15 protein-coding genes are annotated in these 19,443 nt (G+C 73.6%); 9 read left to right on the top strand and 6 right to left on the bottom strand.

Features of this window, described 5'->3' with window-relative positions; all coding sequences use genetic code 11:
* Position 1 precedes the first annotated feature (1 nt).
* Positions 2-1,510 carry a protoporphyrinogen oxidase gene (hemG, locus tag ACFZDL_RS01745; protein WP_353591086.1) on the bottom strand — a complete coding sequence of 503 codons (1,509 nt, stop codon included), beginning with the start codon at positions 1,508-1,510 and terminating at the stop codon, positions 2-4.
* 12 nt (positions 1,511-1,522) lie between these two features.
* Positions 1,523-3,307 carry an IclR family transcriptional regulator C-terminal domain-containing protein gene (locus ACFZDL_RS01750; RefSeq protein ID WP_391189952.1) on the bottom strand — a complete coding sequence of 595 codons (1,785 nt, stop codon included), beginning with the start codon at positions 3,305-3,307 and terminating at the stop codon, positions 1,523-1,525.
* A gap of 84 nt (positions 3,308-3,391) precedes the next feature.
* On the opposite strand from ACFZDL_RS01750, the gene ACFZDL_RS01755 reads away from it, so the two are divergent.
* The 3 genes from ACFZDL_RS01755 to ACFZDL_RS01765 all read left to right on the top strand — a co-directional run bounded on the left by ACFZDL_RS01755 (position 3,392) and on the right by ACFZDL_RS01765 (position 7,016).
* Entirely contained in the window at positions 3,392-4,567 is a 1,176-nt protein-coding gene (locus ACFZDL_RS01755; RefSeq protein ID WP_353591084.1) for a 4-hydroxybenzoate 3-monooxygenase, read from the top strand.
* Positions 4,564-5,391, top strand: coding sequence for an IclR family transcriptional regulator (locus ACFZDL_RS01760; RefSeq protein ID WP_353591083.1), 828 nt, complete (start codon positions 4,564-4,566; stop codon positions 5,389-5,391). Before ACFZDL_RS01755 ends, ACFZDL_RS01760 begins: the two co-directional genes overlap by 4 nt.
* Before the next feature lie 173 nt (positions 5,392-5,564).
* Positions 5,565-7,016 carry an MFS transporter gene (locus ACFZDL_RS01765; protein ID WP_353591082.1) on the top strand — a complete coding sequence of 484 codons (1,452 nt, stop codon included), beginning with the start codon at positions 5,565-5,567 and terminating at the stop codon, positions 7,014-7,016.
* Here ACFZDL_RS01765 and ACFZDL_RS01770 read toward each other — a convergent pair.
* Together ACFZDL_RS01770 and hemE are read right to left on the bottom strand one after the other, a co-directional pair.
* Complete coding sequence (locus ACFZDL_RS01770) at positions 7,013-8,554, bottom strand: hypothetical protein (protein ID WP_353591081.1); 1,542 nt, start codon at positions 8,552-8,554, stop codon at positions 7,013-7,015. The genes ACFZDL_RS01765 and ACFZDL_RS01770 overlap by 4 nt on opposite strands.
* A 58-nt stretch (positions 8,555-8,612) precedes the next feature.
* The gene (gene hemE, locus ACFZDL_RS01775; protein WP_353591080.1) at positions 8,613-9,698 is read right to left on the bottom strand and encodes a uroporphyrinogen decarboxylase; all 1,086 of its coding nucleotides are present in this window, start codon (positions 9,696-9,698) and stop codon (positions 8,613-8,615) included.
* A gap of 91 nt (positions 9,699-9,789) precedes the next feature.
* On the opposite strand from hemE, the gene ACFZDL_RS01780 reads away from it, so the two are divergent.
* From ACFZDL_RS01780 to ACFZDL_RS01800, 5 genes are all read left to right on the top strand, one after another.
* On the top strand, positions 9,790-10,545 hold the full coding sequence (locus ACFZDL_RS01780) for a DUF3000 domain-containing protein (protein ID WP_353591079.1): 756 nt from the start codon (positions 9,790-9,792) through the stop codon (positions 10,543-10,545).
* Between the two features lie 165 nt (positions 10,546-10,710).
* Positions 10,711-11,370 carry a response regulator transcription factor gene (locus tag ACFZDL_RS01785; protein ID WP_014175686.1) on the top strand — a complete coding sequence of 220 codons (660 nt, stop codon included), beginning with the start codon at positions 10,711-10,713 and terminating at the stop codon, positions 11,368-11,370.
* Between the two features lie 247 nt (positions 11,371-11,617).
* Entirely contained in the window at positions 11,618-12,892 is a 1,275-nt protein-coding gene (locus ACFZDL_RS01790) for a ribonuclease D (RefSeq protein ID WP_353591078.1), read from the top strand.
* A gap of 225 nt (positions 12,893-13,117) precedes the next feature.
* Entirely contained in the window at positions 13,118-14,335 is a 1,218-nt protein-coding gene (locus ACFZDL_RS01795) for an acetyl-CoA C-acyltransferase (protein WP_353591077.1), read from the top strand.
* Positions 14,332-16,461, top strand: a complete 2,130-nt coding sequence (locus ACFZDL_RS01800) for a 3-hydroxyacyl-CoA dehydrogenase NAD-binding domain-containing protein (protein ID WP_353591076.1) — start codon at positions 14,332-14,334, stop codon at positions 16,459-16,461. The genes ACFZDL_RS01795 and ACFZDL_RS01800 overlap by 4 nt, the downstream gene beginning before the upstream one ends.
* A 54-nt stretch (positions 16,462-16,515) precedes the next feature.
* Here ACFZDL_RS01800 and ACFZDL_RS01805 read toward each other — a convergent pair whose 3' ends face one another.
* Positions 16,516-17,577, bottom strand: coding sequence for a hypothetical protein (locus tag ACFZDL_RS01805; protein WP_353591075.1), 1,062 nt, complete (start codon positions 17,575-17,577; stop codon positions 16,516-16,518).
* 397 nt (positions 17,578-17,974) lie between these two features.
* Between ACFZDL_RS01805 and ACFZDL_RS01810 the strand changes: the two genes are divergently transcribed.
* Complete coding sequence (locus tag ACFZDL_RS01810) at positions 17,975-18,337, top strand: hypothetical protein (RefSeq protein ID WP_353591074.1); 363 nt, start codon at positions 17,975-17,977, stop codon at positions 18,335-18,337.
* Positions 18,338-18,358: 21 nt separating this feature from the next.
* On the opposite strand, the gene ACFZDL_RS01815 is transcribed toward ACFZDL_RS01810, so the two are convergent.
* The gene (locus tag ACFZDL_RS01815) at positions 18,359-19,402 is read right to left on the bottom strand and encodes a hypothetical protein (protein WP_353591073.1); all 1,044 of its coding nucleotides are present in this window, start codon (positions 19,400-19,402) and stop codon (positions 18,359-18,361) included.
* Positions 19,403-19,443 lie beyond the last annotated feature (41 nt).

Consider the following 19,443-nt stretch of genomic DNA (forward strand, 5'->3'; position numbering starts at 1 on the left):
CCTATTCTCGCTCTCCGCGCCCGGCGCCCCACGCCTGGGTGGCGGCCAGCACTTCCAGCAGTTCGTCGGCGGCGGTACGGGCGCTCGCGACGCAGGCCGGGATGCCCACGCCCTCGTACACCGCGCCGCACACCCTCAAGCCCGGGAGCTTGGCCACCTCCGCGCGGATGCGGGCCACGCGGTCGAGGTGGCCCACGGGGTACTGCGGCAGCCCGCCCTCCCAGCGGTTCACGCGGGTGGCGACGGGGCGCGCGGCCAGGCCGATGGCCTGGCCGAGGTCGGCGAGCGACAGCCTTACCAGATCCTCGTCGTCACGGCTCAGGTCCACTTCGTCCTCAAACCGCCCGATCGAGGTACGCAGCACGAAGAGATCGGGGTCGGCCTCCCCCACCCAGCCCCATTTGCGGCTGGAGAAGGTGGCGGCCTTGATGGTGTGGCCGTCGACGGGCGGCACGAGGAATCCGCTGCCCTGGGCGAGCCCGGCCACGTCGGCGCGGCGGAAGGCCATGGTGATCAGCGCCATGGAGGCGTAGTCGACGCCGGCCAGCTCGGCGGAGGCGGCCGGGGAGTCGGCGGCGAGCAGCCGGGCCGCGACGGGCGCGGGGGCGGCGAGCACGACGGCGTCGGCCTCCAGCGTCTCACCGCGCTCGGTGACCACCGTCCAGCGCGCTACCCGCCCCTCCCCCGGGGCGCCGGTGCTGCCGGGGCTGTCCGGGCTGCCGGGGCTGCCCGTGGCCGCGGCCGGGCGCAGCTCCCGTACGGGCTCACCGGTGCGGATCTCGCCGCCCGCGGCGCGCACCGCGTCGGCGACGGCGAGCGGGAGCCGCCCGATCCCCCCGTCGATGCCCGTGAACACCGGGCCGGCCGACGCCGCCGCGGCCCGCGCGGCGAGCGCCCGCGCGCCCTCGGTCAGCCAGCCGTGCGTACGGGCCGCCTCGAAGAGCGTCGGCACCGCCGCCCGCATCGACGTCCGGTACACATCGCCCGCGTACACCCCGCCCAGCAGCGGCTCGACCAGCCGGTCCACGACCTCGCGGCCCAGCCGCGCGGCGACGAACCCGCCGAGGGCGACGTCCTCGCCCAGCTCCACAGGCGGCAGCAGGGACTCCTGGGCGATCCGCGCGAGCCCTTCGTCCGAGACCACCCCGGAGGCGGCCAGCGGGGCCGGGTCCCCGGGCACGCCCATCACATGGCCCTTGGGCATCGCCCGCAGCGCGCCGCGGGTCCACAGCGAGGCGGTGGCCGTCGCGGGCGGCTGCAGCCGGTCGCCCAGCCCGACCGCGCGCGCCAGGTCCACGGCCTCGGGGCGGCGCGCGAGCATCGACTCGGCGCCGAGGTCCACGGGGACGCCCGCGATCTCGCCCGCGTACAGCTTGCCGCCGAGCCGGCCGGACGCCTCCAGCACGGTCACCCGGGCCCCGCCGGCCAGGAGACGGTGGGCGGCCGCGAGCCCCGAGATCCCGCCGCCTACGACCACGACATGGCCCGTACGGCCGCTCGCTGCGCTCATAGACCCACTCTCTCAGACGCCCGCCTGACGCCTGGCGCCCAGGCCAGGGGGGCGGTGGGCGAAGGCCGTGCGGAGGTCGGCCTCGATGCGGGCCGCAGTGGCGCGCAGGGGTGGCAGAAGGGTGCGCAGGGTGTCCTCCGGGGTGCCCCGGCCCGCGTGCACGGCGAGGTTGAGCGCCGCCGCCACATGCCCGTCGGCGTCCCGTACGGGCACGGCGAGGGACCGCAGCCCCTCCTCCAACTCCTCGTCGACCAGGGCGTATCCGCTTGCCCTCACGCCCTGGAGGACACGCGCGAGCCCGGGCAGGGAGGTCAGGGTGTGCCGGGTCAGCGGCTGTGGGTCGAGGCCGGCGAGATACGCGGCGCGGGCGTCGGCGTCCAGGCCCGCGAGCAGCACCCGGCCCATGGAGGTGGCGTAGGCGGGGAAGCGGGTGCCGATGGTGATGTTGACGCTCATGATGCGGACGGTCGGCACGCGCTCGACGTACCGGATGTCGCCGCCGTCGAGCACGGCCAGGGACGCCGACTCGTGGACGGCGCCGACCAGTTCGCGCAGATGCGGCCGCGCGATGTCGGTGAAGCCGAGCCCGGCGAGCGGGGCGTAGCCGAGCTCCAGGACGCGGGGGGTGGGGCGGAAGAGGCGGGCTCCGTCGGTCGCGGCGTAGCCGTGCTCCACGAGGGTGAGGAGGGAGCGGCGGGCGGTGGCGCGCGCGAGGCCGGTCGCCTCGGCGACGGCGGTGAGGGGCATGCCGCCGTGGGGCGGCGGGCCGCCCGGGGCCCGCTCGCCCAGCGCCCGCAGGACGGCCAGCCCGCGGGCGAGCGACTGCAGAAAGCCCGCCCCCATCTCCCGCTTGACCAGGCGCGCCGGGTCCGCGCCGATGACACCGGCCGACGGCGGTTCGCCGCCCGCCCCCGCCCAGGCCGCCGCGCCCGCCCCGGCTACCGCGCCCGCCCCGGCCTCCGCCGGCGCGGCCAGCGCCGCTTCCATCTCGGGCATCCGGTCCCGCAGGGCGGCCAGCGCGGTCCGTTCGAGGGACGCGATGTCGTGGCGGCTGGTGTGGCTGACCACGTTCACCGCGCAGGCGACACGGCCCGCCGGGTCGCGGAGCGGAACGGCCACCGCCACCAGGCCCGGCTCGATCAGCTGGTCGTCAAGGGCCCAGCCGTCGTGGGCCGCCGCCTTGGCGCGCCGCGCGAACTCGTCCAGGTCCGGGGCGCCGGCGGGGCCCGGCCGGGGCGGGACGGCGGGGAAGGAGGCATCCAGGGGGTCGGCGGCGCGGCGGGCGCGCCAGTCGGCCCAGGTGCGCTCGTCCCACTCGGCGGCGAACAGGGCGCCGGGGGCGCAGCGTTCGGCGGGGAGGAGGTCGCCGATGCGGAAGGCGAGGGACATCGTGCGGCGCCGGGTGGCCTGGACGACGAAGCGCACACCGTCGCCGTCCGGGACGGCGACGGAGACGGACTCGTCGAGGGAGTCCGCCAGCCGCTCCGCGAACGGGAGGAGCGCGCCGGGCAGGCCGCTCGCCGCGAGGTAGGCGTTGCCCAGCTCCATCAGCCCGGTCGCCAGGCTGACCTCGCGTCCGTCCAGCCGTACGTAGCCGAGCTGCTGGAGCGTGCCGAGCACGCGGTCGACGACGGAGCGGGCCAGCCCTGTGGCGCGCACCAGGTCGCCGGGGCGGACCGCCGGTCCCGCGCCGTGCGCGGACAGGGCGGTCAGCGCGCGCAGCACGGCGAGGCCGCGCTCGAGAGGGCCGACCGAACCATTGACAGGCGGCGAAGCCGCGCTGAGACTCTGCACCACGCCGATTATGAACCAAGTTTCACCAGGCGAACAACCCGCTGGGTGAACGGGTCACCGGGCGACCGAGCGAGAGGGAGCGATGAGATGCGCACGACCGTCGGCATCGTCGGCGGCGGCCCCGCCGGCCTGCTGCTCGCCCGTCTGCTGCACCGCGCCGGCGTCGACTGCGTCGTGCTGGAGAGCCGCGACCGCCGCTATGTCGAGGCGCGTCAGCGGGCCGGAATCCTGGAGCAGGGCACGGTGGATGTGTTGCGGGAGTGCGGCGCGGGCGCGCGGATGGACCGGGAGGGGCTGCTCCACCGCGGTATCGAGCTGCGCTTCGAGGGCCGCGCCCACCGCATCGACTTCCCGGCCCTGACCGGCGGGCGGTCGGTGATGGTCTACGCCCAGACGGAGGTCGTGAAGGACCTGGTCGCCCTCCAGCTCGCCGACGGGCCACCGCTGCTGTTCGGAGCGGAGGCCCTGGCCGTCGAGGACCCCGACTCCGCCACACCCACCATCCGCTTCCGGCACGAGGGCCGCGAGCAGACCCTCACCTGCGACTTCGTGGCGGGCTGCGACGGCTTCCACGGCGTGGCCCGCCGGGCGGTCCCCGCCGAGCGCACCACGGTGTTCGAACGCGACTACCCGTATTCCTGGCTCGGCGTCCTGGCCGAGGTGCCGCCGTCCTGCGAGGAGCTGATCTACGCCCGCCACCGGCGCGGCTTCGCCCTGCACAGCATGCGCTCCCCGCAGGTCTCCCGGCTCTATCTCCAGGTGCCGGCGGGCACGGATGCGGCCGACTGGCCCGACGAGCGGATCTGGGACGAGCTGTCCGTCCGCTTCGCCGTCGACGGGGACTGGACCCTCGCGCGCGGCCCGATCACCGCCAAGTCGGTCACCCCGATGCGCAGCCATGTGCGGGAGCCGATGCGCCACGGCCGGCTGTTCCTCGCGGGCGACGCGGCGCACATCGTGCCGCCCACCGGCGCCAAGGGGCTCAACCTGGCCGTCACCGATGTGGTCACCCTGGCCCGCGCCCTGACCCTGCACCACGAGACCGGCTCCACGGAACTGCTCGACGGCTACTCCGAGACCTGTCTGCGCCGGGTGTGGCAGGCCGAGCGCTTCTCGGCCTTCATGACCGACACCCTCCATCCGCACCCGGACCGGACCCCGTTCGAGGAGCGGCTGCAACTGGCCCAGCTGGAGCGGATCGCCGCCTCCCCGGCAGCGTCCGCCGAACTCGCCGAGAACTACGTCGGCCTTCCGCTGTCATGACCGCGCCCCTTCCCCCGGGCCCCCATCCCCCGGGTGCCCGGTCCCTGGAGGGCCGCCGCTCGGTCGCGGGCCGGGTGCTCGCCCTGCTGGACGCGTTCGACGCCACGCACCGCTCGCTGTCGCTCACCGAGCTCGCCCGCCGCGCCGGTCTGCCGCTGGCCACCGCGCACCGCCTGGTCGCCGCGCTCGCCGGCTGGGGCGCCCTGGAGCGGGACGCGTCGGGCGCCTACCACATCGGGCTGCGGCTGTGGGAGGTGGCGACGCTGTCGCCGCGCGGGGTGGGGCTGCGCGAGGTGGCGCTGCCCTTCATGGAGGACCTGTACGAGGCCACCCACGAGAACGTCCAGCTCGCCGTGCGCGACGGCCTGGAGGTGGTGTACATCGAGCGGATCTCCGGGCGTTCCGCGGTGCGGGTGCGCAGCCGGGTCGGCGGCCGCTGGCCGCTGCACGCGACCGGCGTCGGCCTGGTGCTGCTCGCGTACGGGCCGCACCGGCTGCGCGAGCGGGTGTGCGCGGGGCCGCTGCGCCGCTTCACGGAGCTGACGATCTGTGACCCGGCCCGGCTGCGGGCCGCCCTCGCGGAGGTGCGGCGCACCGGGATCGCGGTCAGCGACCGGCAGATCACCACGGACGCGCTGTCGGTCGCCGCTCCGGTGCGCGGGCCGGGCGGGGAGGTGGTGGCCTCGCTGTCCGTCGTGGTCCCGGCCGCCGAGGGGCGGGCGCCGGGGCTGATCCCGGCCGTGCGGGTGGCCGCGCACGGCATCTCCCGTACCGTCGCGGCCGCCTGGGGGCAAGCCCCCGTCGCCGAGGCTTCCGGCCGGTGAAAGGGTATGGCCGCACCCTTGCCGCGCCGTGGTTCAGCCCACAGGCTGTGGAACACCTCGGCATCACGCACCACACACCACACACCTCACGACCTCGCGCCACCGACGCCGGACCGTGAGGTGACATCAGCGGCTGACGCCGCGCAGCCGCGCCCGGAGGGGGACCTGAGGCCATGTCCGACGTGACCGCACCGACCACCGGCCGGGAGCCGGAGGCCGGGTCCGGAGGCTGGAAGCCGTATCACACCCTGTGGGCCATGCTGCTCGGCGGCTGGCTCTTCTCCTACGCCGACCGCACCATCACCGGCCCGGTGGTCACCTGGCTCATCGACAACGACCACGGGATGCTGGGCTCCGCCAGCCATCCGCATGCGCTCGGCGGGCTGATCGGCAGTCTCTTCTTCGCGGGCTACATGCTGACGCAGTACCCCGGCGGCTATCTCGGGGACCGCTTCGGGCACCGCGCGATGCTCGCCATCTCGCTGCTGTGGGCGGGCGTGGCGACCCTCGCCAGCGGGCTGGTCGGCGGGCTGATCGCCTTTGTGGTGCTGCGCGTGCTGACCGGGCTCGGCGAGGGCGTCTTCTACTCCAACGACCGCACCCTGATCGCCCAGCGGACCCCGCCCGCCAAGGCGGGTCTTGGCATGGGGGTGGCGATCACCGGTCTGTCCATCGGGCTGACGATCGCGACCATCAGCGCTCCGTATCTGATCGACTGGGGCGCTGATGTGTTCGGCCATGAGGATGCCTGGCGGATGCCGTTCCTGGTCCTGGGCGGCGCGACGCTGGTGTTCGGCGTGGTCACGGCCGGCTATCTGCGCCGTATCGGCGGCCCGCTGCGGGCGACCGGCTCGGCGCTGCGGCTCCTGGGCATCTCGGCGGTGCTGTGCGCCGCGGTGCTGGCCGTCTATCTGATCGCCGACGGGGCGGGGCTGCCGAGCTGGGGCGTGGCCGTCCTGGAGTGCGTGCTCGCGTTCGTCCTCATCGGGGCGATCTTCGCCCGGCGGGGCTCACGGCTCGGCGCGGTCTCCCGCAACCGCAACGCGCTGCTGCTCAGCTTCGCCTTCATCGCGGTCATGTGGAATCTGTGGTTCTTCAGCTTCTGGTCGGTCTCGATCGTCGCCGACGCCGCGCACAGCTCCTTCCAGAACGCCGCGCTGGTCGCCACCTTCAACGCGGGCGCGGGCATCCTCGGCTTCCCCGCGGGCGGCTGGCTCTCGGACCGGGCGAAGGACCGGGGCTGGGGGCGGCGGCCGCTGCTGGTCGCGTTCACCGTGGTCCAGGGGGTGCTGGTGCTGGTCTTCGGCGCCTATCTGCAGGCCGACGAGACGCCCTCGCTGCTGGTGATGTCGGTGCTCCTGTTCGTCACCAGCCTGTTCTTCAACGCCCTGCAGCCCATGGCGCACGCGCTGCTGAACGATGTGGTCGACGCCGCCGAGCGGGGGGCCGCCTTCGGGATGTTCAACCTCGTCGGCGAGATCGGGGCGGTGATCAGCCCGGCGCTCAGCGGCACCCTCTTCGACCACTACGGAACCTGGACGCACGCCGTCTACATCGACGGCGCCCTGATGCTCGCGAGCGCCGTGCTGTACTACCTGATCCGCGAGCAGGTCCGGCGCCCCTAGGCCTCCCCGTCGTCCTGCTTCACCTCGTGCAGCGCCTCCAGCGCGTCCCGGACCCGCCCGGCCAGGTGGCGGGGGCAGCTCCAGGCGTCGGGGGCGAACGGCTCGTCGGGCGCCTCGAAGTCCTCGGGCGCGCAGAAGTGGTTCAGATGCGCCCCGAACAGCGCGTCGGGGTGGCCCGCGACCGCGTATCCGCGGCCCGCGATGCGCTCAAGGCCCTGCCAGGGGTGGACCCCGGGGTGCGGGCACGGCTCGTCCAGGGGGGCGAGGTCGATGGCCTGGAAGATCTCCTCCAGCACGCCGAGCACGGAGGCCGGAAGGTCGACGACCATCCCGTCCACCGCCCAGCAGGCGAGCAGCAGCAGCGCGGCCCGCTCCCGCTCGCTCCCGGCGCCGGCCGCGTACCGGCGGGCGGCCCACAGCGCGGCGTTCTGCACCAGCTCGTCGTGTTCGGTGACCCAGGACTGCCGGTAGGTGGTGGCGAGGGTGTCGATGTCGATCCGCCCGTCGGGGAGCAGATACTCGGTGTCGAGGTGGGTGGTGTCGCGGCTGCCGAAGAGCTTGTCGCGCCCGGCCGGCAGCTGGTCCAGCGCCTCGCGGGCGAGCCCCGCGAGGAAGGCCGGGCACAGCCACCCCTCCAGCGGGGTGTGCCAGCCCTCGATGCCGCCCCGCCGCCGGTACACGCCGCGCCCGCCGGGGCTGAGCAGATGGACGCCGACGGTGGCCAGCGCCGCCGGGTCGCCGCCGGTCCCCGGGTGCTCGCCTTCCCGGTGTGCGCAGGGCTCGTCGCCAAGCCCGGGCAGTACGGCCTCGAGGGCCCCGATCATCTCGTCCAGCACCCACTTGCCGCGGATGCGGCCGCTCACGGCGTACCGGCAGGCGGCGTACAGGATGACCACGAGCCCGGCGCGGCTGTCGCCGTCGGGGTGGGCGCGCAGCGCGGCGGCGTAGTCGAAGAGCTCGTACGCGGGGTCGACGTGGGGGTAGTCCCAGAGGATGGACCGCAGGTGCCCGGCCTTGCGCGCGTCGATGAGGGGCAGCCGGGGCGGGATGTCGGCGACGGTGCCGGGGTCGATGATGTCGATGGCCACGCGCGCGTACCCGGCGATGTTGCGCGGGCACAGCCACTGCTCCTTGGTGGCCGCGTCGTGCCACTGCTCGTCCTCGGCCTCGCTCCTGCCGTTGCGCAGCAGCGGCAGCAGCCGCGCCAGGTGGTCGTGGCGCTCGTCCAGGTCGTCCTCGTACGGGTGCCGCTCGTGCCCGCAGGCGCGTTCGCGCAGGGCGCTGTCGGCGGCGTCGAGCGCCACCAGGGCGACGCCCTCGACGCCGTCCCCGGCGAGCCAGCCGGTGTGTTCGGCCGTCATCAGCAGGCCGAGCGTCCACAGGTAGGCCAGCTCACCCGCGGGCTCGGCGGTCAGCCGCTCGGCACAGTCGCGGACGAGCCGGTCGGCCTCGTCCTTGGAGCGGCCTTCGCGGACGGCGTCCCACTGGTCGGCGAGTTCCCGGACGCGGTCGGCGGTGATGGCAGGGAAGTCCCTCATGGTCTCCCAGACGATGAGGGACCCCGTGCGGGTTCCGACCGTTCGGTGGCGGGCCGGTTCAGCGGGCGGTGTGGGTGTGGACGTACTCCACGAGGCGGGTCAGGGCGTCGGGGTCGGTGCTGGGCAGCACCCCGTGGCCGAGGTTGAAGACGTGGCCCTCCAGGCCACGGGCCGCGTCCAGCACCTCGCGGGCCTTGGCCTCGACGGCCTGGCGCGGGGCGAAGAGCACGGCCGGGTCGAGGTTGCCCTGCAGCGCCTTGCCGGGGCCGACCCGCCGGGCCGCCTCGTCCAGCGGCACCCGCCAGTCCACGCCGACGACGTCCGCACCGGCCTCGCCCAGCAGTCCCAGCAGCTCGCCGGTGCCGGCGCCGAAGTGGATGCGCGGCACCCCGTATCCGGCCACGGCGTCGAAGACCTTCGCGGAGGCGGGCATCACCCGCGCTTGGTAGTCCGCGGGGGCCAGGGCGCCGACCCAGGAGTCGAAGAGCTGGACGGCGGAGGCGCCCGCCTCGATCTGCACCTTCAGGAAGGCGGTGGTGATGTCGGCGAGCCGGTCGAGCAGATCGGCCCACAGCTCGGGGTCGCCGTACATGAGCGCCTTGGTGCGCTCGTGGTTGCGGGAGGGGCCGCCCTCGACGAGGTAGCTGGCGAGCGTGAAGGGGGCGCCGGCGAAGCCGATCAGCGGGGTGGCGCCGAGCTCGCCGGTGAGCATCCCGACCGCCTCGGTGACGTACTTCACATCGTCCGGATCGAGCGGGCGCAGCCGGTCCAGGTCCGCGCGGCTGCGGATGGGCTGCTCGACGACCGGGCCGACGCCGGGCTTGATGTCCAGGTCGAGCCCGATGGCCTTGAGCGGGACCACGATGTCGCTGAAGTAGATGGCCGCGTCCACATGGTGGCGGCGAACCGGCTGGAGCGTGATCTCGGTGACGAGGTCCGGCCGCGTGCAGGAGTCGAGCATCGCGATGCCCTCGCGGACCTTGTGGTACTCGGGCAGCGAGCGGCCGGCCTGCCGCATGAACCACACCGGAGTGTGCGAAACCGGCTCACGTCGGCAGGCGCGCAGGAAGGCCGAGTCGGCTGTGGCACTCGCCGCGGTGCGGCCGGTCTGCTGCTGGCCCGAGGGCCGCTCGTTGGCGCTCATGACCCAAATCTTCGCACGGGCCGAACGAGTGACCCGCCAACCCGGGTGTTCCTCCCCGGTTGAGGCCCCCGATGCGCCTAGTCTTCCGGGCATGGCAGCGGTTCAAGGACACCTCTCGAACGGTGCTGACGGCGCTGAGGGCGCCGACGGGGCGGACGGGGCGGGCGGGGAAGGGGCCCCGGCCGTCTTCCGGCACGCCGTGGCCGGGCTGTGTGCCGTACGGCCGCGGCCCGAGGTGGAGCTCGCCCCGACCCCGCCACCGCGGCGGCTCGCGCCGTTCTCGTACGCGCTCGAGGCGGCGGTCACGTCGGACGCGGTGGGCGAGGCGGGCGACGAGGAGGAGCTGGCCGAGGGGCGGCTGATCCTGCTGCACGACCCGGCCGGGCACGACTCCTGGTGCGGTACGTTCCGCCTGGTCACCCTGGTGCACGCGGACCTGGAGCCGGAGATGGCGGCGGATCCGCTGCTGCCCGAGGTGTGCTGGTCGTGGCTGACCGGCGCGCTGGAGGCGCGCGGGGTCGGGTACCGGCAGCCGAGCGGCACGGTGACCCGGGCGAGCTCGCACTACTTCGGCGGGATCGGCGAGCGCGAGCCGTCGACCCGGATCGAGATCCGCGCCTCCTGGACGCCGTCGGAGCCGCCCGGCGCGGAGCCGCCCCTGGGCGAGCGTCTGCGGCCCGAGCATCCCTTCACCCCGGGCGACGGACCGGCCGGGGTGCCCGACACCGGGGCGCACCTGGCGGCCTGGTGCGATCTGCTGTGCCAGATCGCGGGGCTGCCGCCGGTCGGGGCGGCCGAGGCGGGGGTCGTGTCGCTGCCGCAGCGGCGCGGCCCCCAGCCGCGCTGAGCGCTCGCCGGGCATTCGCAGAGCGCTCGCTGATCAGGCTTGATCGATCAGTCGTCCTAATTGCCCGAATTGTTACTCACCAAATCGTGATCATTCCCTAAAGCCGGGCCGTATCGGTGCCGAAGGACGTGGTGACCCGTCCCACCACTTCCCCCAGGAGGCCTGGTGTCTGTTCTCCTCGAGCAACCTTCCAGCCTGGTCGCCTACCGCCCGAACAAGCCGACGGCCATGGTCGTCGTCGCCGACCCCCGCGTCCGTTCCACCGTCACCCGTCACCTGTGGGCCCTCGGGGTGCGCGATGTCATCGAGGCGTCGTCCATCGCGGAGGCCCGTCCCCGTATCGGCAACCCCCGCGACATCTGCGTCGCCGATGTCCACCTCCCCGACGGCTCCGGCCTCACGCTGCTGTCCGAGACCCGCGCCGCGGGCTGGCCGAACGGGCTGGCCCTCTCCGCCGCCGACGACATCGGCGCCGTCCGCAACGCCCTGGCCGGCGGCGTCAAGGGCTACGTCGTCACCGGCACCCGCACCAACCTGGGCATCCCGGGCCGCCCCGGCGCCGCTCCCCTCGGCGCCGCCGCCCGGATGCACCGCCGCCCGCCGGGCGCCCCCGGACACCCGGGCGGCTACCGCGAGCTGTCGGGACGCGAGGTCGAGGTGCTGAGGCTGGTTGCGGAGGGCCAGTCCAACAAGGCCATCGGCGTCTCGATGGGCCTGTCCGCGCTCACCGTCAAGAGTCACCTCGCCCGCATCGCCCGCAAGCTGGGCACCGGAGACCGGGCCGGAATGGTCGCGGTCGCACTGCGCACCGGGATCATCCACTGACCCCCGCCCCATCCGCCGCCTGAGCCCCCACAGGGCCCGCACAGGCCCCGTACAGACCATCCACGACACGCACCCGGCCGATCACCCACAAGCCATCCCCAGCCCCTTCCAGACCCCGTACACCCCCCGTACACCCCCTGGCTCCCGCCCAGGCCACCACCGTCCACCCCGACGCCCGGCGCCCGCCGACGGAACGTTCCGTCGGCGGGCGCCCTGCGTACCCGGTACGCACAGCTACCCTTGACAGGTGACCGACGCCCAAGAGACCGCAGCAGAGACGACACTGCGAACCACCGGGGGCGCTCCCCCGGACGACCTCCCCTCGGCGCCGGTCCCCTTGCTGGAGCCGCGTGAGGGCATCCCGCCCGTCACCGCCGACCCGGACGCGCTCGCCGAGGTCATCGCCGCCTTCGCCGAGGGCCACGGCCCGGTCGCCGTGGACGCCGAGCGCGCCTCCGGCTACCGCTACGGCCAGCGGGCCTATCTCGTCCAGCTGCGCCGCGCCGGCGCGGGGACCGCCCTGATCGACCCCGTCGGCTGCCCCGACCTGTCCGGCCTGGGCGACGCCATCGCCGACGCCGAATGGGTGCTGCACGCCGCCACCCAGGACCTGCCCTGTCTGCGGGACATAGGCATGCTCCCCGGCCGTCTCTTCGACACCGAACTGGCGGGCCGGCTGGCCGGCTTCGCCCGGGTGGGCCTCGGCGCCATGGTCGAGAACATCCTCGGGTACGCCCTGGAGAAGGGGCACTCCGCCGTCGACTGGTCCACCCGCCCGCTCCCCGAGCCCTGGCTGCACTACGCCGCGCTCGACGTCGAGCTGCTGGTGGACCTGCGCGACGCGCTGGAGGAGGAGCTGGCGCGGCAGGGCAAACTGGACTGGGCCCACCAGGAGTTCGCCGCCATCGCCGCGGCCCCGCCCGCCCCGCCCCGCAAGGACCCCTGGCGGCGTACGTCGGGGATGCACAAGGTCCGGCGGCGCCGGCAGATGGCGGTGGTGCGCGAGCTGTGGACGGCCCGGGACAAGATCGCGCAGCGCCGCGACGTCTCACCGGGCAAGGTACTGGGCGACGCGGCCATCATCGAGGCCGCGCTGGCCCTGCCGACGACCGCGCGCGCCCTGGGCGCGCTGGGCGGCTTCGGCCACCGCATGGGCCGCCGCCAGCTGGAGCAGTGGCAGGCCGCGGTGGACCGGGCGCGGGCCCTGCCCGAGTCGGAGCTCCCCCAGCCGGGCCAGCCGGTGGCCGGCCCGCCGCCCCCGCGCGCCTGGGCCGACAAGGACCCGGCCGCGGCGGCCCGGCTCTCGGCGGCCCGTACGGCGGTGACCGCCCTGGCCGAACGGCTGAATCTGCCCCAGGAGAACCTGATCGCCCCGGACACGGTGCGACGGCTGTGCTGGGAGCCCCCGGCCGAGGTGACCGCCGAGTCCGTCGCGGCCGTTCTGCACGGCTACGGCGCCCGCCCCTGGCAGATCGAGCAGACCACCCCGATCCTCCTGGCGGCCCTGGGAGCGACGGACTGAGATTTGTGGTGAGTATCGGACAGCGACACGCCGATACCACGGCGTGTCGCTGTCCGATACTCACTACGAACCACTCCGGCCGAAACGTGCGCACAGGTGTGACGTTCACCCCTCCCGGAGCGGGGACTGGGCACCATGGTTACTCATAAGTAGCATGAGGTCATGGCGCGCCCCTCGGGGCGTGCCCGCAGCAGTGCCACCCCGCGCACCTGGAGGAGAGCCAACGTGCCTCGTACCGCTAGGGACGTCGTCTTCGTCGACGGCGTCCGGACCCCGTTCGGCAAGGCGGGTCCCAAGGGCATCTACCACGAGACCCGCGCCGACGACCTGGTCGTCAAGTGCATCCGGGAGCTGCTGCGCCGCAACCCGGACCTGCCGCCGGAGCGCATCGACGAGGTGGCCGTGGCCGCGACCACGCAGATCGGCGACCAGGGCCTGACCATCGGCCGCACCGCGGGCATCCTGGCCGGGCTGCCGCAGTCGGTGCCCGGCTACGCCATCGACCGGATGTGTGCCGGCGCGATGACCGCCGTGACGACGACCGCCGGCTCCATCTCCTTCGGCGCGTACGACGTCGTCGTCGCCGGCGGCGTGGAGCACATGGGGCGCCACCCGATGGGCGAGGGCGTCGACCCGAACCCGCGGTTCGTCTCGGAGAAGCTGGTCGACGAGTCGGCCCTCTTCATGGGCATGACGGCGGAGAACCTCCACGACCGGCTGCCGCACATCACCAAGCAGCGCGCCGACGAGTACGCGGTGCGCAGCCAGGAGAAGGCCGCCAAGGCGTACGCCAACGGCAAGATCCAGCCGGACCTGGTGCCGATCTCGGTGCGGCGCACCAACCCTGAAGGCGGCGAGCTGGGCTGGGGCCTGGCGACCGCTGACGAGCCGATGCGCCCCGGCACCACGCTGGAGGGTCTGGCGACGCTCAAGACGCCGTTCCGCCCGCACGGCCGGATCACCGCGGGCAACTCCGCGGGGCTCAACGACGGCGCGACCGCCTCGCTGATCGCCGCCGAGGACGTGGCCCGCGAGCTGGGTCTGCCGGTGAAGATGCGGCTGGTCGGCTACGCCTTCGCGGGCGTCGAGCCGGAGGTGATGGGCTACGGCCCGATCCCGGCGACCCAGAAGGCCCTCGCCAAGGCGGGGCTGACGATCGAGGACATCGGCCTCTTCGAGATCAACGAGGCCTTCGCCGTCCAGGTCCTGTCCTTCCTGGACCACTACGGCATCGACGACGACGATCCGCGCGTCAACCAGTACGGCGGCGCGATCGCCTTCGGGCACCCGCTCGCCTCCTCCGGGGTGCGGCTGATGACACAGCTGGCCCGGCAGTTCGAGGAGCAGCCCGAAGTCCGCTACGGCATCACCACCATGTGCATCGGCTTCGGCATGGGTGGCACCGTGATCTGGGAGAACCCGCACTTCGAGGGGAACAAGTGAGCACTACGGAAGAGCTTCTGCGGGGAGCGGCCGAGCTGTTCCCGGACGAGGTCGTGACACAGGCGCACGTCCGCCACCTGGACCTGCCGCAGGCCGCGGGGCGGTTCGCCCTGATCACCCTCGACAACGGCCTGGACCACACCAAGCCCACCACCTTCGGCCCCGCCTCGCTGGCGAATCTGAACGCCGCGCTCGACCAGGTCGAGAAGGAGGCCGCCGAGGGCGAGATCGTCGGCGTCGGCATCACCGGCAAGCCGTTCATCTTCGCCGTCGGCGCCGACCTCAAGGGCGTCGAGCTGCTGAAGCGCCACGAGGACGCGCTGGCCATCGGCAAGGGCGGCCACGACGTCTTCAAGCGGCTGGCGGACCTGGCCGTGCCCACCTTCGCGTATTACAACGGCGCGGCGATGGGCGGCGGCGTCGAGGTCGGCCTGCACTGCGGCTACCGCACCGTCTCGGCCGCGCTGCCCGCCTTCTCGCTGCCCGAGGTCTTCCTCGGCCTGGTCCCCGGCTGGGGCGGCTGCACCCTGCTGCCGAACCTGATCGGCGCCGACCGCGCGGTCACGGTGATCATCGAGAACTCGCTCAACCAGAACCGGCAGCTGAAGGGCAAGCAGGTCTACGAGCTCGGGATCGCCGACGCGATCTTCGAGGGCGCGGACTTCCTGGAGCAGTCCCTGATCTGGACCGCGTCCGTGCTGCGCGGCGAGATCCAGGTGCAGCGCCCCGAGGTGGACCGCGGTGAGGCCTGGGACGCGGCCGTCGAGCGCGGCCGGGCCATCGCCGACAGCAAGGTGCACGGGGCGGCCCCGGCCGCGTACCGGGCCCTGGAGATCATCGCCGCCGCCAAGAACGGCGATCTGCGCCAGGGCTTCGACGCCGAGGACGGCGCCCTCGCCGACCTGATCATGGGCGGCGAGCTGCGCAGCGGCATCTACGCCTTCAACCTGGTCCAGAAGCGCGCCAAGCGCCCGGCCGGCGCCCCGGACAAGTCCCTGGCCCGCCCGGTCACCAAGGTGGGCGTCGTCGGCGCGGGCCTGATGGCCTCGCAGCTGGCGCTGCTGTTCGCGCGCCGCCTCGAGGTGCCGGTCGTGCTGACCGACATCGACCAGGAGCGCGTCGACAAGGGCGTGGGCTATGTCCACGACGAGATCGACAAGCTGCTGCTCAAGGGCCGTCTCAACCAGGACAAGGCCAACCGTCTCAAGGCCGCGGTGACCGGCTCCCTCGACAAGGCCGAGGCCTTCTCCGACGCCGACTTCGTCATCGAGGCCGTCTTCGAGGAGATGGGCGTCAAGCAGCAGGTGTTCGCCGAGGTCGAGGCGGTGGTGCCGGCCCACGCCATCCTGGCCACCAACACCTCCTCGCTGTCGGTGAGCGAGATGGCCTCGAAGCTTCAGCACCCCGAGCGGGTCGTCGGCTTCCACTTCTTCAACCCGGTCGCGATCCTGCCGCTGCTGGAGATCGTCCGCGGCGAGAAGACCGACGACGCCTCGCTGGCCACCGCCTTCGGCGTGGCCAAGAAGCTGAAGAAGACGGCCGTCCTGGTCAAGGACGCCCCGGCGTTCGTCGTCAACCGGATCCTGACCCGCTTCATGGGCGAGATCCAGAACGTCATCGACGAGGGCACCCCGGTCGACGTCGCCGAGCGCGCCGTCGAGCCGCTGGGCCTGCCGATGTCCCCGCTGGTGCTGCTGGAGCTGGTCGGCCCGGCGATCGGCCTGCACGTCTCGGAGACCCTGCACCGGGCGTTCCCGGACCGCTTCACGGTCTCGGAGAACCTGCGGCGGGTGGTCGAGGCGGGCAAGCGCGGCTTCTACGTTCATGACTCCGGTAAGCCGGAGCTGGACCCGGAGGTCGCCGCGCTGCTGGAGCAGGGCGACACGGTCCTGACGGAGGAGCAGGTGCGGGCGCGCGTCCTGGACGTGGTCGCGCAGGAGATCGGCCTCATGCTGGACGAGGGCGTCGTCGCCGAGGCGCAGGACATCGACCTGTGCCTGATCACCGGCGCCGGCTGGCCCTTCCACCTGGGCGGCATCACGCCGTACCTGGACCGCGAGGGCGTCTCGGAGCGGGTGGCCGGCCGCCGCTTCCTGGCCCCGGGCGTCGCGAGCGTCCCGGCGTAACGCGGTTGTTCCCCGAGCGCCGGACGGGCTGCCCGCCCGTCCGGCGCTCGCGTTTCAGAGCTGGTCCGCCCAGAGGCGGCGGCCGTCGGCCTGGATGTGCACCGTCGGCGAATGCTCCCGGTAGCCCCAGGCGGAGGCGTTCTCCTCGGCCACGAAGACCCTGGCCTGGAACGCCTGGGCGCGGACGACAGGGACCGTACAGCCGCTCGCGGGGCTGGTCACGGTGGCTCCGGCCGGGACGGTGACATCGCGTGCGGTGCCCCACGGCGCGGGGCACTCGTGCTCGGCCCGGGCCTGGACGTAGGCGATCCTGGTCTTCACCGTCGTCGCCCGGTTCGAGGAGTTGCTGAGCTGGACGACGAACGACAGGGAGTCCCTGCCGACCGAGGTACAGGGCCGCCATGACACGGCGCCCACCGCCCGAAGAGGGCCGCAGCGGTGATTGCCCTTCAGGTCCGCCATCCGCACGGCGCCCCCGCCGCCCGATGCCCCGTCTCCTTCCGAGGCGCCGCTACGCAGCGCCATGGTGCCGGTGATCAGCCCTACGGCGATCGCCGTCGCCACGACGAATTGCCATCCTCTCCGCTTCCGCCGCGGCTCCGCGGGAGCTTCGGGGAAAGCGCGCGTCTCAGGGCGCGTCTCAGGGGCGGTGTTCACTTCAGAAACGCCGTGCGTCGCGACGGTGGCCGCGGGGGCGAGACAGGCGAGGACTTCATCCCGCCAGCCGGGACCGGCCTCCTCTTTCAACCGCCGTGCGAGGTCCGCGATTTCGACACCGATCTTCGGCAGCTCCTGAGCGCTACGCGGCGCCTTCTGCGAGAGCGCCCGGGCGACTGCTTCGCAGTCCTCTTGGCTGGGCAGTCGATTCTTCTTGCTGCCGGGCAGCAATTGATCGCGGCCTTTGAGCCAGTACGACAGCAGAGGCAGATCGATTCTCTTACGGTTCCGGCCGACGCGCTCGAACTCCAGGCGCTCTCTTTCCAGTTCGGCGACAAGGCCGGCGCGCGTGGGGCGCCGCGCGGTGTCGGTCGCCTGGCCGACCGTGGCCGCCCATGCGTCGAGGGCTTGGACCAAGGCGTGCGCCAAGTCCCTGAAGAGCTCGGATGGTTCCTCCATGAACACCCCCCGCGGTGAATGCCATTAACCATAGAACACGGCTTCATCGCGGGCCAGTCAGCGGCGGCCGAGGCGGTTCCGGTTGCACTCCAACGCGAGGGTCCGCAGGTCAAAGCGGTGCACATGGCAGTGCAACGAGCCACCCCGTTGCACCACGTGCCCACCCTCCCGGGCAGGTGCACGGTGGTTTCCGGCGGCGCGGTCAGCACCGCCGACACCCCCGAACCGAAAGGACCACCACCCATGTGCCGACGCTGCGAGGGCGATGGAAAGTGCACCACCTGCGGCGGCTCCGGATACCGCGGCGTGTGGAAGTGCGACAGCTGCCGCGGCAGCGGCGACTGCAAGGCCTGCGACGGCCGCGGCTAGCCAATCCCGAACATCTGGAGATTTCATCATGTACGACGACGCACTGCTGGAAAAGCTCGTCAGCCGAACCGACGACGAAGACTACGAAGCCCCGCTCCCCATCACCATCGTGGTGGGCGGCGTCATCATCACCGGCGCCATTCTCCCCCGCGACGAATGGCTCAGGCAGCACATGAGCCTGCTGTCCGAGAAGAGTTCGCTGACCGAATTCGCCAAGGATTTCGCCGCGGATATGCTGCGCCATGAGCCCGAAACCACCCACATCCATCTGACCTGGGCGCGGATCGTCACCGGCGGCCCCGCCGTCCCCATCGACGATTACGGGCTGCTGCGGGTGCCGCTGTCCGAGGTGGGCGCCTGGACCATTGGTGATCTGGACCCCATCGGCTGAGCAGCGGGCAGGCCCAAACCTTCACTCCCCCACCCGCCCCCACGCCCGCAGCGCCAGCCCCGCCTCGTCCGTCTTCTGGCGGGCCACCAGCAGGGCGCCGTCGCCCGCGAGCGCGGCGAGCACGACCAGGCCCAGGCCGTCCAGGGCCAGCGCGGGCCATCCCGTGCCCGCCTCGCCCGAGGGCGTCCACCACACCCCCGCCGCCTCGTCCTCCGTCGGGTGCGCCGCGACGCCGAGACGCCCGGTCTTGGCGTCGCGGTGGGCCAGCACCGTGCAGTCGTGGCCGTCCACGGTCGTACGGACCACCGCGACCGGCCCGGTGCCCGTCTCCCCGCCGAGCGGCGCCGGCTCGTCCGCGCCGGGCCGCCAGGCCAGCACGCCGCGACCCTCCGCGTCGCGCCAGTAGTGCGTGACCGTGTCGCGGCCGCCGGCGAGGGCGGCTGCGGAGGCCGCCTCGGGGCGGGCGGCGATGTCCTCGGCGCGCTCGTACGCGGCGCCGGGCTCGGGCTGGTACCAGCGCAGCGCGCCGCGGCCCGCGGGGGCGAGCAGTTCGACGCGTCCGTCGGCGGTCGCGGTCGCGGACAGCCCGTCCAGTACGCCGGTGCCCTTGAGGTCGGTCCACCCGCCCCACTTGCCCTTGGCGTCCTGGCGCCGCGCGCTGACCCCGCGCCCGGCGTTGCGGACGAAGACGTGCACGGCCCCGGTGGAGTCCACGGCCGCGGCCGGCGCCCCGGTCCGCTGTGCCTTGCGCCGGTCCTTGGGGTGCGGGGTGCCCAGCGAGTGCCAGGCCGTCAGGGGCCTGCCGGTCTGGAACTGGGTGGCGTGGACGACATCCACGTCCGGGCCTTCGCCGCCGCCCTGCCGGTGCCGCAGCCCCAGCAAATGGGCGTAGCCGTCCGCGCCCTGGGCCACCGTCAGCGCCGTGAGACCCGGCACCTCGATCAGCCGCGGCCCGGTCCACCGCGGGCCCCCGGGCCGCTCCTCGGTCCAGCGGGCGATGCCGCCCGCCACCGGTGCGTAGGCCGTGAGTCTGCCGTCCTTGCCGCGGAGCAACCGCAACGCCATGGCCCGCTGCAACCTTCCCTGACGTCGTTCCCCCTGGGTGA

The organism is Streptomyces sp. NPDC007917, from assembly GCF_042959105.1.
Lineage (GTDB): Bacteria > Actinomycetota > Actinomycetes > Streptomycetales > Streptomycetaceae > Streptomyces.